The organism is Acinetobacter sp. GWC1_38_13 (assembly GCF_001767535.1).
GTDB lineage: Bacteria > Pseudomonadota > Gammaproteobacteria > Pseudomonadales > Moraxellaceae > Acinetobacter > Acinetobacter junii.
The window spans coordinates 1-14,838 of the sequence record NZ_MELG01000039.1; the positions used below are offsets into that span (position 1 = coordinate 1).

The window sequence follows — 14,838 nt, forward strand, 5'->3', positions numbered from 1 at the left end:
GGCCAAATCGCATGGATTGGCATATCTAGTCCGTTGGTGGTATCACTAAACTCCAAACGAACCAAACTTTGTTTAGCAAAATGCTCATGGACGATGGACAACGGAAAATTACCCCAGCCGAGTCCTTGCTCTACCATCCCAATCGCCATCAATAAATTATCCGTATGCCAGTAGGCATCTGAGACCAAAATACGAGGGTCGGGGAGAGGATAATTTTTACTTGCCACAATAATTTGTCGAAGCTCAGATAACATCGTCAGTTCATTTTTATGTTGTGCCCGAAGCTGTTGTGCTTCTTTAGGGGATATCGCAGCAACAAATTTTTCAACACCCAATAAGCGGAAGCGTTCATTGGTATCAATCGTAGATGAACTATAAGCAACATACAGATCGATTTCATTATTTCTAAGGCGTGCTTTGAGTTCTTGCTGTGCTGCGCAGTGCATTTCGATATTTAACAGCGGATAGCGATGCGTTAAATCTTCGATGCCTGCCAATACAATTTTTTGATTAATATCAGCCGCAACACCAATTTTAAGATTTGTTTCCAATCCCATAGAAAGCTCGGTGAGATGCATTTCAAGTTGACGCAATTTGGTCACAATTAATCGTGCATGTGGTTCAATAGATAGGGCAATCTCGGTAGGTTCTAAATGATTTTTGCTACGTTCAAATAATTTTAAATTCAATTCTGCTTCTAAATTCGCAATGGCCATACTCACAGCCGAAGGAACTCGATTTAAAGCACGTGCTGCAGCAGAGAAATTGCCTCGATCAATCACTTCAAGAATTAATTCCAGCTGTTCACTATTCATATTTATCTCTGCCTTGCTTGTCAGTAAAACTGATCACGATTAACTTTTTTTATCAGAAAGAGCGCGTAAAATCCACGTTTTGTTGATTTTGAGGTGCTGTCATGCAAGGAATGAAAAGAAGAGTGACCTATGTATTTTTCTATGAAGTACTCAGTTTTTTGATTTGTGCGATGATTTTGGCTGTACTTTCAGGCTCAACAATCAGTCACACTGGACCTTTGTCATTATTAATTGCGGTGATCGCTGTCAGCGTAAATTTCTTTTACAACTATGCCTTTGAATGGTGGGAAAAACGACAGCATTCTAAGACACGAACCATTTTTAGACGTGTCGTGCATGCTATCGGTTTTCAAGCAGTCTTAGTCACTATTTTGATTCCATTGATTGCTTGGTGGATGCAAATCAGTTTAGTCAAAGCCTTTTTATTAGATTTTAGTTTGATGATCATCATTCCGTGTTATACCTTTGTTTATAATTACCTTTTTGATCATTTATTTGGTTTGCCAAGTCACTTGCTTGAAACTAAACCATTGCCTTCAACGACTAAGCTTTAATTTAAATCAAAGCCAATTCCCGCAATCATGATTGCAAATAAATATGGGGACTTATAAAAGCCCCCATGTTTTTATCTATGATATTAAGCAATGTATATTTTTATAAGCGAATCCATGTCATAGCACGAAAGCTATTATTACTTGGATGTTTGGCACTGATATTTAGCATTTTACCAGTTTTGCTTAAACGTCCTTGAATACTGTATTTATGACCATCATAAGGGTTGATCCAGACACCTTGACCAAATTCCTCATCTTGATTGAGTTTTTTGAGCTTAGTTAATACTTCCATACCGATGATAGGCTGATCTTTCAACGCACCTGTACATTTTGTGCAAGTAGTCGGAGCGACTTCTTTAGCGGAGGGATACATTTTGACGATGACAGCACTGTATTGTTCTGTTTTAGAATTGCGTCGAATCACAATATCTGACACATAAGAACCAGTGCGTTCATCGACAACTTTCCATGTACCAATTAGAGGATCAAAAGGGCTTGCTTGAATATGAAAAGCAGTACTGAGTCCGAGGAGTAACGCAAAGCTGCGAATTAAAGAAATAATCATAAGTCGTTTTTACATCAAGATGAGGTGTAGAAATAGCGAAATGAAACAACAACTTATTATATTATTTAAAAGTATAGAAAAACATCATAAATCAGGGAACTTGGCAGTTCCCTGTAATTATTTTAGATCATATGGTAAAGGCGTTCTTTCGGGAACACGGCTGTAAATGTAGAGCCTTCATTTTCTTTAGAGGTGATTTCGAGATGCGCACCATGCTGCATCAGCACATGCTTAACGATCGCTAGGCCTAGACCTGTGCCGCCTGTTTGACGACTACGAGCGCTATCAACCCGATAAAAACGCTCCGTGAGACGAGGGAGGTGTTTAGGGTTGATCCCAATACCATTGTCTTGGACAGAAAAATAGGCATGATCACCATCTTCGTGCCAACCAATGGTAATAATTCCACCTTTGGGGGTGTATTTAATGGCATTAGTAATTAAGTTGCTGAAAGCACTAGCAATTTCCATGTCTGAACCAATCAGATCACAGTGGCTATCAATATCTAAATTAAGTGTATGACCATAGTCGAGATTGTAGGCACGTGCATCATCAAATAATTGATTCATCAGATTTGCCATATCAATAATCTGATTTTTAGCGACTTTTTTATTATTCTCTAAATTGGATAATAGTAATAAATCATTGACCAAAGCATTCATACGCTTGGTTTGCGACTGCATCTGGGTAAAAGCACGTTTCCAACGTGGGGTAATATCATCTTGATCGGTAAAGGTTTCAAGGTATCCGCTCAATACCGTCAGTGGCGTGCGTAGCTCGTGGGAAATATTATCCACGAAATCTTTACGCATCTGTTCAAGATTATGCATACGAGTAATGTCATGTGCAACCAAGAGACGGCTTTCCCCACCAAAACGTGTGATTTTAACTTGTACATAACGCTCTTCGTCCATCTGTGCTTGAAGACGAATTCCATCTGGCGCTTGATCACTATTTTTGAAATATTCAATGAAATTGGGTTGACGCAAAATAGAGAGTAAATTGCGACCACGATCTAAAGGATTAATTCCCAATAACTTTTCAGCAGCAGGGTTCCACCATTCAATCTGATGCTGATCATCGATTAAAACCACCGCTTCAGCTAATGCAACTAATGATGACTGAGCACGATCTATTAATCCCACCATCTCCGCTTGTACGATTCGTTCTTGGCGTTGTGCGCGGTAGACATTAAATAATAGTGCGCCCCAAATGCCATTTAAATTAGGTGGCATATCGTAGGGACGGTTTGAAATCCAATCATTGACTAGATAAAGCGAGCGGAGCTGCAAAAGAAAAAAAACAACAAAGGCAACAAAGATACAGCTCCAAAAGTATCCAACCCCAAATCCAATTAAGCTTGCAATCAATAAGAAAAACATCAACAGTCTTAAATCTTGTTTTGCAAACGTCCACAAACTGCTGTAACGAAATTGTTGGTGCTCACGTGCCAGTTCAGGGACGGGATAAGGTTCATACATAAAGGGTTTTAACCTGCTGCTAAGTCAGCTCGTGTAGAAAAACGATAACCAGTGCCACGTACCGTTTGAACAAAACGATCAACACCAAATGGTTCTAACACTTTGCGCAAACGACGAATATGTACATCAATAGTACGGTCTTCGATATATACATTGCCGCCCCAAACTTGGTCAAGTAATTGAGCACGTGTATATGCACGTTCAGGGTGAGTCATAAAGAAAGCAAGCAAACGATATTCAGTCGGCCCCATCTCGAGGATGCTGTTTCCAAAACTCACACGCTGGCTGACAGGATCAAGCATTAAGCCATTGGCATCAATAACTTTTTCACCGCTCAAAGCATTGGCACGACGTAACACGGCTTTAATACGTGAAACCAGTTCACGCGTCGAAAATGGTTTGGTCATGTAGTCATCAGCACCAGCATCAAGACCTTGAACTTTATGGTCTTCTTCACCGCGTGCAGTCAACATGATCACAGGAATTTCTGCTAAGTTTTCATCGCGTTTTAGGCGACGGCACAAATCGACACCACTCACACCACCCGGTAGCATCCAATCCAGCAAAATAAGAGCAGGACGCTGGTCAACAATAATCTGATGCGCTTGTTTAGCATCTTCCGCTTGCAAACATTGGAAGCCTGCCATATCCAAAGATGTATGGATCATTTCGCGGATCGGTAGTTCATCATCGACAATTAAAATATAGTCATCTTTCACAGCGCAATACCCTTAATATCTGTAACGGTGAACCGTTTTGTTGTTATGACAGGCTTATTACAAAGATTAATTATGACAATATCATTGCAAAAGAGTTAATAAAGTCGAATTTAGCAATAAATTGTGACAATTGTGGGGCAGAGCAATGACCAAATGATGACAGGTTGCTGATTAATAAATCAAATGAATTCATTTGTTTAATCTAATCATCATTTAAGTATATGCTTTGTAACAAAACTGTAAAATGATTTTAATTTTTTTGTGATGTGGTTTCGATAAAGGATAAAAACACAGCACAGCAGGCTGCAAGAACTTCATCAAGTGGTTGTTTGAAGCCTTCAGAGACCCAACGAATAATAATATGGGTCACGTATCCATTCAGCCCTGTTGCCATTAATGACACTTCATCATTGCCTTGAGGGGCATTCGGCATCGTGATCATGACGAAAGCCTGAATAATGCGGTCAAATTGCGTTAATGTTTCTTGAATGGTGGCTTGGTTATGTAAGTCTTGAACGAGCATGGCATCAATGTAAATGATACGTGCCATACGCGGATCATCTTTAATCGCAGTGAGCAATGCAGATAAACCCGCAGTCACCATGTTTTTAGGTTCAGGGGCAGCCATGATGACCGCTTGGGTCAAGCAAGTTTGCATTTTCCCAATCATTTTTAAGAAAACGGTTTGGAATAATTCTTCACTTTTCTTAAAAGATTCATAGAAATAGCGTTCAGTAAGTTTTGCCTCATTACAGACATCTTTCACAGTGACAGAGAAAAAACCTTGTGTCCCGTAAGTGGCGATACCCGCCTCAATCAGTTTCTCCCGGCGCGCTTCTTTACGCTCACTCAAAGACAGCCCTTTGAATTGGCGTTCTTTCGCGTCAACATTCTTTTTTTTACGTGTCGCCTGATCTTGAGTCGTCATTAGAAAAACCGTTCCCTAAAAAATCTTTAAATCGTGTGGCTCGGACGAGTTTGCATTGAATTACTGTCATTTCAGATCAAAAATCATGAGGATGACCATCCATACCACAACTTGCAAAAGGTAGATAAAATTATTCCCCATGTTAAATTTTATAACGAAGTTTGGGGAAACATCTTAGCCCTAACACTCTCGACAATAACATTTTTTACTAATTGTCGATTCTTTATGCGGCTCTAGCATAACTAAATTCCACACAATATGCTTTGTCTCGTTCCAAGATCTTAGGTCATGAAATGTAAATAGACCTAATATGACAAGCAATATGTTGATTCTTGCCATTTGTCTTAAAGTGATATTGTACTATATTGACAATATGTATTGTCAAAATTATATTGGTTATAACTCAAACTGCACATGATCTACTCAAATGTGTGCAATTCATTCGCAATACAAAGGATAGGCAATGAAAAATTTTAAAAATAAAGTCGCAGCGATCACAGGTGCAGGTTCTGGGATTGGACAACAACTGGCAGTTTTATTGGCTAAACAAGGTTGTCACTTGTCATTGAGCGATATCAATGAAAAAGGCTTAGCACAAACTGTTGAGCTTGTGAAAGATAATCCAATTACAGTTACAACCAAAGTGCTTGATGTTTCTGATCGCGAAGCGGTAAAACAATGGGCACAAGAAACAGTTCAAGATCATGGTTGTGTCAATATGATCTTTAACAATGCAGGAGTTGCATTGGGTTCTACCGTTGAAGGTGCAAGCTACGAAGATTTAGAGTGGATCGTCGGAATTAACTTCTGGGGTGTGGTGTATGGAACAAAAGAATTCCTTCCATTCATCAAACAAACTAAAGATGGTCACATCATCAATATCTCAAGTATTTTTGGTTTGACATCACAACCAACTCAATCTGCTTATAACGCAACAAAATTTGCGGTACGCGGTTTCACAGAGTCATTACGCCAAGAACTTGATATTGAAAAGAGCGGTGTAAGTTCACTTTGCGTACACCCAGGTGGTATTCGTACCAATATTGCCAAAGCTGCAAAAATGAACGACAGCTTAAAGAGCCTAGGTATGGATCCAGGCAAATCAATCAAGCAGTTTGATAAATTCTTGCGTACACCACCAGAAGAAGCTGCACGTCAAATTTTAAATGCGGTATTAAAAGATAAACGCCGTTTGTTGATTGGAACAGATGCTCGAATTTTAGATTCTTTCCAACGTCTATTCCCTACGGGCTATCAACGTATTGCAGCTTTTGCAACTAAGATGCTTTAAGCTTTATATGCTTGATCAAAAAGCCATTCAGATTTGAATGGCTTTTTTATTTATTAGATGAGTCGTTTAATATCACGTTTTTTCCAGACAAATTGATAATAACTTGCTTGGAAAATACATAGACATACAAAGGCGAGCGCGTAAGCCGTCCAAATACCATTTAAGCCCCACATAGAACTAAACCAATAAGCACAAGGCACTTCGATCAGAAGGATGGTCAAAATATTGATCATCATTGGGACATTGACTGTACCACTGGCACGCATGATTGAAGCAAAGATAGCGCTTGCACCAAAAAACAAAATTGACCATAGCACAATAAATAATAGCTGTTGCCCTAATACCACCACACTGTGATCGGTGATAAAAAGCGCCATTAAATACTTAGAAAATAGATAAGCCAAAGTGATGAGTGTTCCTGTAAACAAGATATTCATGCCTAAGGCAGTCCGTGTCACTTTTGCCAATAAGTCGGATTTTCCAGCCCCAATTGCTTGCGCGGCAAAGATTGATGCCGCTATGGAGATCGACATAGCTGGAAACTGAATGTAGTTCAGAACTTGATTGACTGCACCATATGCCGCAGTTGCGTGTGCGCCATAACGATTAACTAAGCCAATAATCACTAAGCCAGCCAAAGACGTGGTGACCATTTGTACGCCTGTCGGAATACCCAGTTTTAAAATTAACTTACTTAAACTTGGATCGTGACGAATACTTCGAAGCAGTTGACGATCAATTTTAAGAGGATGATTTTTATAATTTAAGTAGAAAGCTAGAAAAATGAGTACAGCCGCATAACCCATGATGGTGGCAACTGCAGGTGCGATAATGCCTAATTCAGGAAAACCAAAATAGCCTTTTAATAAAACAGGTGTAACCACCAAGCCAATTAAACTGGTTAAACTCAAGGCAATTAGCGGTGTCACGCTATCGCCAACACCCCGTAAAATCGAGGTATAAATAATATAAACAAATAATAACGGGCTACCCACCAGCATCCATTGAACGTAGGGTAATGATAGATGCATGACTTTAGGGTCGGTGCCCAACACATTTAAAATCTGCTCAGCAAATACCAGACCTAAAATGGCAATCAAGGTGCCCCCAATCAGGGTAATAAATAATGTTGAGCCGATGACACAGCGAACCTTTTCAAGATTTTGTGCTCCCCATGCTTGCCCAACTAATACGGTAGTGCCTGCTGAAATTCCAATCACAAAAGCCAAGAGAAAAAACAGGATAGGGAAAAATACAGAAACGGCTGCAATCGCATCCACGCCCATCATCTGACCGACAAAAATCGTATTAATCGTACCTGAAAGATTCTGCAAAATATTTGTGGCGATTAGCGGGACAAGAAAAACAAAAAAGGTTTTCCAGAGATTGGGTTGCATCACCAACGTTTGGCGTGGCGTCATTTAAACTCCTTTACGCGTCTATTGGAAACGCAAATCATCTCTTCAAAATAACATATGCAGCACGAGCTTGGGTTGAGTTCAGTTTATGTTTTGTTGATCAACACTGTACGAGGATTTCTCCCGCACGTTGCAAGGTTATATCGGTTTTAGCAAAACAAAATCGAATGAGTCTGAGTGATTCAGGAGGCTGCTGATAAAAGACGGAAATTGGGATAGCGACAATTTTGTGTTGCTCTGCAAGGAATTGGCACATCTCCACATCATTCAGATCAGGTCGAATTTCACTATAGTCTAGGTTTTGGAAATAGGTTCCCTGAGATGGTAGAAATTTAAAACGTGAGTCTCGGATTTGAGCATTAAAACGATCACGTTTTGCTTGGTAGAAATGAGGAAGTTCTTGAATATGCTCAGGATGCTGCTGCATATAATTAGCCAGTGCAATTTGGCATGGTGTAGTACCACAAAAATTTGCGTACTGATAAATCTGTCGAAATAGACGCATTAATTCCGGTGCAGCAACACAATATCCTGTTTTCCAACCCGTGACATGATAGGTCTTTCCAAAAGAACCAATGACATAACTACGTTCACGCAGTTCGGGAAAACTTAGAGCACTAAAATGTTTTTGCCCATCAAAGACCAGATGTTCATAAACTTCATCAGACAATACAACAATATTTTTATCTTCAATAAGTTGAATCAGTTGTTGCCAGTCCTGCTCTGACCAAATTGCTCCTGTAGGATTATGTGGTGTATTGACAATAATCATGCGAGTTTTGGCAGTGATGCTGTCTTGAACCCTTTGCCAATCTACCTGAAATGAAGGTGCTTCCAAATGAATATGAATCGACTTACCACCTGCGAGTTGTACCGCAGGTGCATAACTGTCATAACTTGGATCAAAAATAATAACTTCATCACCTGCGTGGATACAGGCTTGAATTGCACAGAAAATGGCAATGGTTGCACCAGGTGTAATGGTAACTTCGGTGATGGGGTCGCAATTTAATTGATCACGTTGCAGAAATTGTTGTGCTAACTGTTCGCGCAGAGCCAGTACACCATCTCCTGCTGGGTATTGGTTATAGCCATCTAATGTTGCTTGGCTAAGTGCTTCTAACAGAGCGGGTGGGGCAGGAAAATCAGGAAAACCTTGTGATAGGTTCAAGGCATTGAGCCTGTGAGCGAGTTCAGTCATTACACTAAAAATGGTCACACCTTGACTTGGAAGTTTTGACTGAAGTTGCAGCATGGTGATTAACCTAATTGAAGTTTTGTTTTGAGTTGATTGTATCGGTAAAAGGATGAGATATCCAAATCGTCGCAACTGGTGCGAACAGAGATTTGCGTCGCTTACTTGCTTGAATAATGTGCTAAATATCAAGAGAAATAGTGGAATAGTGTCTTAATAAAAACAATAGTGACAGAATTGGTCGTTTTTTAGTTAAATTTGTCTAATAAATTATTATTTTTCAATTACATATGTTGTTTTAATTTAATTATTTAAGCGATATAATTTATATCGAGAGATTAAAATAAATACGAATAATTGTGAAATAGGACATTAAGCAATGGACAATTTCGATCTAAAAATACGCTATCCGCATCATCTTGATTTAAATGATGTGGAACAATGTGGAGCATTAAATACCATTGGGGTATTAACTCGATTTGACAGAATGGGTTGGAAACAACAACTCAATCGTTGGTTGCAGCTCGACGGTGCAAGTCCGACTTTTACCATTACAGATGGTAATACAGAACACACCATCGAAATCGTTTTAAATCCCTATGCCTCATCTCAAGAGTTGAGCTTCACGGTAAAAACAGATATTCCTGTGGTCGTTGCTAAAAAACAAATCTTTGGTTTAGTGCAGTTTCAGGCAAAAGAACGAATTCATTTTAGCCATCTGTCACTGGTTCAAGTAAAAGCGTACTTAACTGCTTTTTTAAAACAAGATACCGAAACTTTGGCACGTTATTATCAAGAAAGTAAGCAGTTGGTTTGCTGATGAATGACAGGAAAAGAGATCCTTCTCTTTATGTGTTTTTGCTGGGAAGATGGATGAGCCCTAATCACAGGTGCTTAGGGCAAAAGACGGCAAAGTCGAAAGACTCTACCGTATATGGCTCTATGGTTTATAAAACGTTTTCAACAATTGCACGAATGACGCCAAGTGCCAAACCAATAAATGCCCCGACAATCACACCATTCACACGGATCATATGTAAATCGCCGCCCACTTCGCTTTCGATTTTGGCGATCATTTCTCGAGAATCCCACTCGTGGATGCGCTCACTGATATAACGAATAATTTTATCGCTATATTGTTCACTGAAGTTGGTTGCTAAGCCGACCATTTTTTCATTCAAAACTTCACGAACTTTTTCATTTTGAATCAAGCTTATACCAAGCTGTTGAATCGCAGTTCTTAAATTCGTCGCGATACCTGAATCTTCTTGCATTAAATCCGTTTTAATTGCATCACACAGGATCGCGATGGCACCACTAATAAAATTGAGCACCTGAGGACTATCGAGCAAAGCATCCTTGCCACTATTTAGACGTAGACTGGCTTCGCTATCGTTATCAGCAAGTTGTAACATGAGCGTATGTGTTGTGGCTTCAATATCTTGGCGCCATGGGTGATCAGGGTTAGCTAACATCGATTCAACTTTTTCGATCAGTGAATCAATCGTCCGTTGTTGTACATCAATCCCAATCCAGCTCGCACCTTTTGCCAGTTTCCATACGCCTAATTCTTGGAATAATTTACGAGATAGGTCTCGTGCTTCTTCAGGATGAGACACCATCCATTCATGTGCTAGATCAAGCCCACGTTGCAATACATCTTGGTGGAAATCATTATCTAAAACAGCACGTAACATTTCACTGGCAAGTTTGTTGATTTTGGTGCTACGAACCCATTGCACACTATTGTTCTGTACAAAGTGGGCAATTTGATCTTGGCTGACAAATTCAAAAATTCTAGGGACTGTGTGCTGAATCATCTGCACCACTTGCGTATTGTTTTTAGGATTGGCTAACCATTCACCAATTGCCAAACTCATGTCTGCATTTTTGAGACTACGTTCTACGATTTGCGGTGATAAAAAGTTTTCTTGGACGAAGCGACCCATCGATTCGGCAATACGGGCTTTATTACGTGGAATAATTTCCGTGTGGTCACGGAGTAATTTCGGTAAAGGCATTTTGCCGAAAGGATTACGAAATAATACTGTAACCGCATACCAGTCTGCTAAACCACCAACCACACCTGCTTCCGCACCAAGCATAAATATATGGATGATCCATTTGTATTCAGGAAAAAAATGCGCCGCGACCATTAAACCAATCCATGATACTACCGCAATAATCAGTGCCATCGTGGCGAAGTATTTACTTCTCTGGAGGCTAGGTACGTGGATTTCTTCGACTGAATTCATTTAGTCATCCTTTATTCACTTTTTGTTTTGAGTGGGCACAGCGGGCTGTAACACATCTCCTGATGGACTCAATCCGTACTTTGATCCTAATGATTGCAAAATCATTTGCGCGTCAAAAGCATCTGGAGATTGATCTTGAGTCTTGAAACACTCGATAGTATACGACACTTGGATTGGATCAATATTGACCACTTGTGGCATATCATAGAATGGATCGGGCCAAAAGCCTGGATGGCGACGATAGTAGCCATATGGATAATAGCTAGGCGATGGATAAATCACAGTCTGACGCGGTGCTTTATTCCGTGCATTACTTGGGTCATCCACAACCGTAAAATAACGGTATCCATTTTTGAGTGTTGTTTGAGCAGCTTTTAATAAGGTAATTTCTTCAGCTGTACCATAACTTAGATTTGGACCTGCTTGAAAACCAATACGATACGTTTTGCTATTTAATGGATAAGCGGTGAATTGACCAAGTTGGTCAAAGGTTTTGGGTTGTTGTGGAATGGTCGCGCACCCTGTAAATGCCAATGCGACAAGGAGAGGGGTGCATTTCAATACAGTTTTCATATGCAATTCCTATTTCAATGTCTGTAAAACTGACTTAAAAGCTACTGTTGGGTTGGGTTAAAAATTCCAACTCTTCCGCCGTTGATGTTCTACCTAAAATTTCATTTCGATGTGGATAGCGGCCAAAACGATCAATAATGATCTTATGTTTCTTTGCAAAACTCAGATTGATTTCATTACCCAAGCGTTGAAAAAGTTTGAGCGCATATTCATGCATCAATTTAGATTCACTGTGCATAAACGGCATATATAAGAAAGAACGTTGTTCAGGACTCAATTGTGCATCAAGTTGTAAGCTAATCGCTTCCTGTGCCAGTGCCAATGCCAAACTGTCATAAGCAAATGCTTGTGCTTGGTCACGGTAGATATTACGAGAGAATTGATCGAGTACAATGATTTCAGCCAAACGGCCTTCTGGTGTTTTGCGCCAAGACCAAAGTTCTGCTTGGATTGCTTGCTGGTGAATTATTTGAAATTGCTCGCGAATTTTATCGTCAAAAGCATCACTTTTCGCGAACCAAAGTGAATGATGATTAGGATCAAACCAAAAGTCGAGAATGTCTTGTGCTTGCATGAAGAAGTGCCAAATGAAAGATCGATTATTTTAATAAAATCACAAATTCAGCGTGTCTTATGTAACAAGATTGTGATAAAAATTGCCAAATTAAATCAGATGACTAGATCACAATTGTCGTTATAATTGGCAGAATAACGAAGTCGCTAACACTTATCTTGTTGGCCGATCTTGAATAAGCGAGCATATAAATTATGAATCAACCCAACACATTTTCTTCCTCTGTGATTCCAACATGGGTAGATGCTTCGCTATTGAAGGGGATGTTACGCGGCATAGAACGTGAAAGTTTAAGAATGCAAAGCAATGGATTTTTATCACAAAAAAATCATCCAAAAGCTTTAGGGTCTGCACTCACGCACCCTCATATTACAACGGATTATTCAGAAGCATTGATGGAGTTTATTACCACTCCTCAATCTACTATTGCTGCGGCATTAGATGAATTGCGAGATATTCACACCGTGGTGCATCAACACCTAGAAGAAGGTGAGCGCTTATGGCCACTGTCGATGCCATGTATGCTGGATGATAATGAAGAGAATATCCAATTAGCACAGTACGGAACCTCGAATATTGGTCGTTTTAAAACGCTTTATCGCCGTGGTTTAGGTGTGCGTTATGGTCGCCGTATGCAGACGATTTCAGGGGTGCATTATAATTTATCTTTCCCTGATCAATTGTTTGCTGAGTTACAACAGCAAGAGAGCGATCAAGAATTAAAACAACTCAGTGCTCAAGATTATCGTAGCCATCGTTATTTTGGCTTAATTCGTAATTTTATTCGTTTAACTCCTTTGGTGATGTATTTATTAGGAGCGAGTCCATCCGTTTGTCGTTGTTTCCTGACAGGTCGTGAACATCATTTACAACCTTTGGTTAAAGGCACTTTGTATTTACCAGAGGCTACGGCTTTACGTATGGGGCGTTTGGGATACCAAAACTCAGCACAGAAAGAATTAGGCATTCATTATAACGATCTGCATGACTATTTGGATGGATTGCAGAAAGCAGTACATACGCCTTATCCAGAGTTTAGTGCGTTGGGCTTAGACGATGAGTCTGGTGAACCTATCCAAATTAATGATCATGTGCTTCAGATCGAAAATGAATACTATAGTTTGGTACGTCCAAAACAAGTTCCTCAGGCCGGTGAAACGCCATCACAAGCGTTGAAAAATCGTGGTGTTGGTTATGTCGAACTTCGTGCTGTTGACGTCAATCCGTATAGTTCAATCGGTATTGATGAGATTGCTGCTGGTTTTCTTGAAAGTCTAGCTTTATATTGTTTACTGAGTGATAGTCCAGAGTTGTATGCAGATGAACAAGAACAGATTGATCGCAATCAAACAGAGGTTGTGAATCGAGGTCGTGCAGCTGATGTAAAGATTGAGCTTGGTGAGAAAACAATGACTTTTCAAGCTTGGGCACAGCAGCATTTGGCAACTATTCAGCAATGTGCGATTTTACTCGATCAAGCGAATCAAACACAGTTGTATCAAGACGCAATTGTTGTGATGCAACAACGCTTAGCACATGTTGAAAATACGCTTTCAGCACATGTCATTGAAGACACCTTGAAGCATGGTGGTACATGGAGTTTTGGCAGTGTTATGGCTCAGCAACATGTGCAATATTATGATCAGCATGTATTAAACCAAGAAAGAAAACAGTATTTTGATGAGCTAGCACAAACTTCGTTGCAAAAACAGGCTGAACTTGAACAAGATAACGACATGAGTTTTAGCCAATATCTTGCAAAATACCGTTAAAAATTTTTTAGAGGATTTCCCATGCGTTGGAATTACCGTTTGGTCAGTGCTTTACTTGTTCTGACCAGTATTATTGGTATCTCATTTGCCTTGTATTTAGAACACGTACAAGGATTAGAGCCATGTCCACTTTGTGTTTTCCAACGTATTGGTTTGATCGGTATGGGATTTATCGCATTGATTGCTTTTATTCATAATCCGATTTCGAATGGCTTCAAACGTTTTTATGCATTATTAGCGACCTTATCAATTGGTTGGTCTGCGGGTGTTGCTGCACGTCATGTTTGGTTGCAGAATCTACCACCTGATCAAGTGCCAAGTTGTGGTCCTGGTTTGGATTATTTGGTAGAAGCTTTGCCGATGAAAACGGTTTTACAGCAAGTGCTAACAGGTTCTGGTGAATGTGCCTTGATCGATTGGACTTTTTTAGGTCAGTCGTTACCTGTTTGGTCTTTGGTATATTTTAGTTTTATTCTGCTGATTTGTTTGTGGCAGTTGTTTAGAAAATATGATTCTACTAAAGCTTAAAATACCATTTTGAATAAAAAGAGCCGAAATTTATAGGCTCTTTTTTTATTGATAAGCGAAAATGTAAAGATTTGCTAAGTAAGCGTCCGCTGAACCCCATGCCTATTTTTTAATTTGAGTTGGATTTCCAGCGATGTGGCAGTAATTCTTCTATTTGGGTCGCTTTATGC

General features: G+C 39.7%; 15 protein-coding genes. 5 read left to right on the top strand and 10 right to left on the bottom strand.

The features are described from left to right. The coding region (locus A2003_RS04015) for a LysR family transcriptional regulator (protein ID WP_286686842.1) at positions 1 to 821 on the bottom strand (821 nt) is incomplete at its 3' end. 95 nt (positions 822 to 916) lie between these two features. On the opposite strand from A2003_RS04015, the gene A2003_RS04020 reads away from it, so the two are divergent. Beyond that, a complete protein-coding gene (locus A2003_RS04020; protein ID WP_125318414.1) occupies positions 917 to 1,369 on the top strand; it encodes a PACE efflux transporter in 453 nt (150 codons plus the stop codon). A 100-nt stretch (positions 1,370 to 1,469) separates the two neighbouring features. Here the strand turns inward: A2003_RS04020 and A2003_RS04025 are convergent, their stop codons facing one another. The 4 genes from A2003_RS04025 to A2003_RS04040 all read right to left on the bottom strand — a co-directional run bounded on the left by A2003_RS04025 (position 1,470) and on the right by A2003_RS04040 (position 5,062). After that, positions 1,470 to 1,934, bottom strand: a complete 465-nt coding sequence (locus tag A2003_RS04025) for a DUF2147 domain-containing protein (protein ID WP_125299013.1) — start codon at positions 1,932 to 1,934, stop codon at positions 1,470 to 1,472. 122 nt (positions 1,935 to 2,056) lie between these two features. After that, positions 2,057 to 3,415, bottom strand: coding sequence for a phosphate regulon sensor histidine kinase PhoR (gene phoR, locus A2003_RS04030; RefSeq protein WP_004910079.1), 1,359 nt, complete (start codon positions 3,413 to 3,415; stop codon positions 2,057 to 2,059). Between the two features lie 8 nt (positions 3,416 to 3,423). Continuing rightward, positions 3,424 to 4,134 (bottom strand): phosphate regulon transcriptional regulator PhoB, encoded by a 711-nt coding sequence (gene phoB, locus A2003_RS04035; RefSeq protein WP_004679100.1) that lies wholly within the window; start codon positions 4,132 to 4,134, stop codon positions 3,424 to 3,426. 250 nt (positions 4,135 to 4,384) lie between these two features. Next, a complete protein-coding gene (locus A2003_RS04040) occupies positions 4,385 to 5,062 on the bottom strand; it encodes a TetR/AcrR family transcriptional regulator (RefSeq protein ID WP_004910075.1) in 678 nt (225 codons plus the stop codon). A 463-nt stretch (positions 5,063 to 5,525) separates the two neighbouring features. Between A2003_RS04040 and A2003_RS04045 the strand changes: the two genes are divergently transcribed. Further along, the gene (locus tag A2003_RS04045) at positions 5,526 to 6,353 is read left to right on the top strand and encodes an SDR family NAD(P)-dependent oxidoreductase (RefSeq protein ID WP_004910072.1); all 828 of its coding nucleotides are present in this window, start codon (positions 5,526 to 5,528) and stop codon (positions 6,351 to 6,353) included. A 53-nt stretch (positions 6,354 to 6,406) separates the two neighbouring features. Here the strand turns inward: A2003_RS04045 and A2003_RS04050 are convergent, their stop codons facing one another. Both A2003_RS04050 and A2003_RS04055 read right to left on the bottom strand, forming a co-directional pair. Then, on the bottom strand, positions 6,407 to 7,774 hold the full coding sequence (locus A2003_RS04050) for an MATE family efflux transporter (RefSeq protein ID WP_130575882.1): 1,368 nt from the start codon (positions 7,772 to 7,774) through the stop codon (positions 6,407 to 6,409). Between the two features lie 97 nt (positions 7,775 to 7,871). Beyond that, complete coding sequence (locus A2003_RS04055; protein ID WP_136695298.1) at positions 7,872 to 9,026, bottom strand: pyridoxal phosphate-dependent aminotransferase; 1,155 nt, start codon at positions 9,024 to 9,026, stop codon at positions 7,872 to 7,874. A 319-nt stretch (positions 9,027 to 9,345) separates the two neighbouring features. Between A2003_RS04055 and A2003_RS04060 the strand changes: the two genes are divergently transcribed. After that, complete coding sequence (locus tag A2003_RS04060) at positions 9,346 to 9,786, top strand: hypothetical protein (RefSeq protein WP_004951178.1); 441 nt, start codon at positions 9,346 to 9,348, stop codon at positions 9,784 to 9,786. 127 nt (positions 9,787 to 9,913) lie between these two features. Here the strand turns inward: A2003_RS04060 and A2003_RS04065 are convergent, their stop codons facing one another. From A2003_RS04065 to A2003_RS04075, 3 genes are read right to left on the bottom strand one after another with little or no spacing between them, the layout of a single operon-like run. Beyond that, positions 9,914 to 11,221: a DUF445 domain-containing protein gene (locus A2003_RS04065; RefSeq protein ID WP_004910060.1), complete on the bottom strand. Its 1,308-nt coding sequence runs from the start codon at positions 11,219 to 11,221 to the stop codon at positions 9,914 to 9,916. 15 nt (positions 11,222 to 11,236) lie between these two features. Further along, complete coding sequence (locus A2003_RS04070) at positions 11,237 to 11,794, bottom strand: CC0125/CC1285 family lipoprotein (RefSeq protein WP_004965028.1); 558 nt, start codon at positions 11,792 to 11,794, stop codon at positions 11,237 to 11,239. Between the two features lie 34 nt (positions 11,795 to 11,828). Then, on the bottom strand, positions 11,829 to 12,368 hold the full coding sequence (locus A2003_RS04075) for a DUF924 family protein (RefSeq protein ID WP_286686841.1): 540 nt from the start codon (positions 12,366 to 12,368) through the stop codon (positions 11,829 to 11,831). 194 nt (positions 12,369 to 12,562) lie between these two features. Between A2003_RS04075 and gshA the strand changes: the two genes are divergently transcribed. Together gshA and A2003_RS04085 are read left to right on the top strand one after the other, a co-directional pair. Then, positions 12,563 to 14,140, top strand: a complete 1,578-nt coding sequence (gene gshA / locus A2003_RS04080) for a glutamate--cysteine ligase (protein ID WP_004965023.1) — start codon at positions 12,563 to 12,565, stop codon at positions 14,138 to 14,140. A 21-nt stretch (positions 14,141 to 14,161) separates the two neighbouring features. After that, positions 14,162 to 14,668: a disulfide bond formation protein B gene (locus A2003_RS04085; protein WP_004910048.1), complete on the top strand. Its 507-nt coding sequence runs from the start codon at positions 14,162 to 14,164 to the stop codon at positions 14,666 to 14,668. Positions 14,669 to 14,838: the final 170 nt, after the last annotated feature.

Coding starts and splice junctions, on each gene's coding strand:
- A2003_RS04020 (WP_125318414.1), top strand. CDS start 917: ATGCAAGGAATGAAAAGAAGAGTGACCTATGTATTTTTCTATGAAGTA.
- A2003_RS04025 (WP_125299013.1), bottom strand. CDS start 1,934: ATGATTATTTCTTTAATTCGCAGCTTTGCGTTACTCCTCGGACTCAGT.
- phoR (WP_004910079.1), bottom strand. CDS start 3,415: ATGTATGAACCTTATCCCGTCCCTGAACTGGCACGTGAGCACCAACAA.
- A2003_RS04040 (WP_004910075.1), bottom strand. CDS start 5,062: ATGACGACTCAAGATCAGGCGACACGTAAAAAAAAGAATGTTGACGCG.
- A2003_RS04045 (WP_004910072.1), top strand. CDS start 5,526: ATGAAAAATTTTAAAAATAAAGTCGCAGCGATCACAGGTGCAGGTTCT.
- A2003_RS04050 (WP_130575882.1), bottom strand. CDS start 7,774: ATGACGCCACGCCAAACGTTGGTGATGCAACCCAATCTCTGGAAAACC.
- A2003_RS04055 (WP_136695298.1), bottom strand. CDS start 9,026: ATGCTGCAACTTCAGTCAAAACTTCCAAGTCAAGGTGTGACCATTTTT.
- A2003_RS04060 (WP_004951178.1), top strand. CDS start 9,346: ATGGACAATTTCGATCTAAAAATACGCTATCCGCATCATCTTGATTTA.
- A2003_RS04065 (WP_004910060.1), bottom strand. CDS start 11,221: ATGAATTCAGTCGAAGAAATCCACGTACCTAGCCTCCAGAGAAGTAAA.
- A2003_RS04070 (WP_004965028.1), bottom strand. CDS start 11,794: ATGAAAACTGTATTGAAATGCACCCCTCTCCTTGTCGCATTGGCATTT.
- A2003_RS04075 (WP_286686841.1), bottom strand. CDS start 12,368: ATGCAAGCACAAGACATTCTCGACTTTTGGTTTGATCCTAATCATCAT.
- gshA (WP_004965023.1), top strand. CDS start 12,563: ATGAATCAACCCAACACATTTTCTTCCTCTGTGATTCCAACATGGGTA.
- A2003_RS04085 (WP_004910048.1), top strand. CDS start 14,162: ATGCGTTGGAATTACCGTTTGGTCAGTGCTTTACTTGTTCTGACCAGT.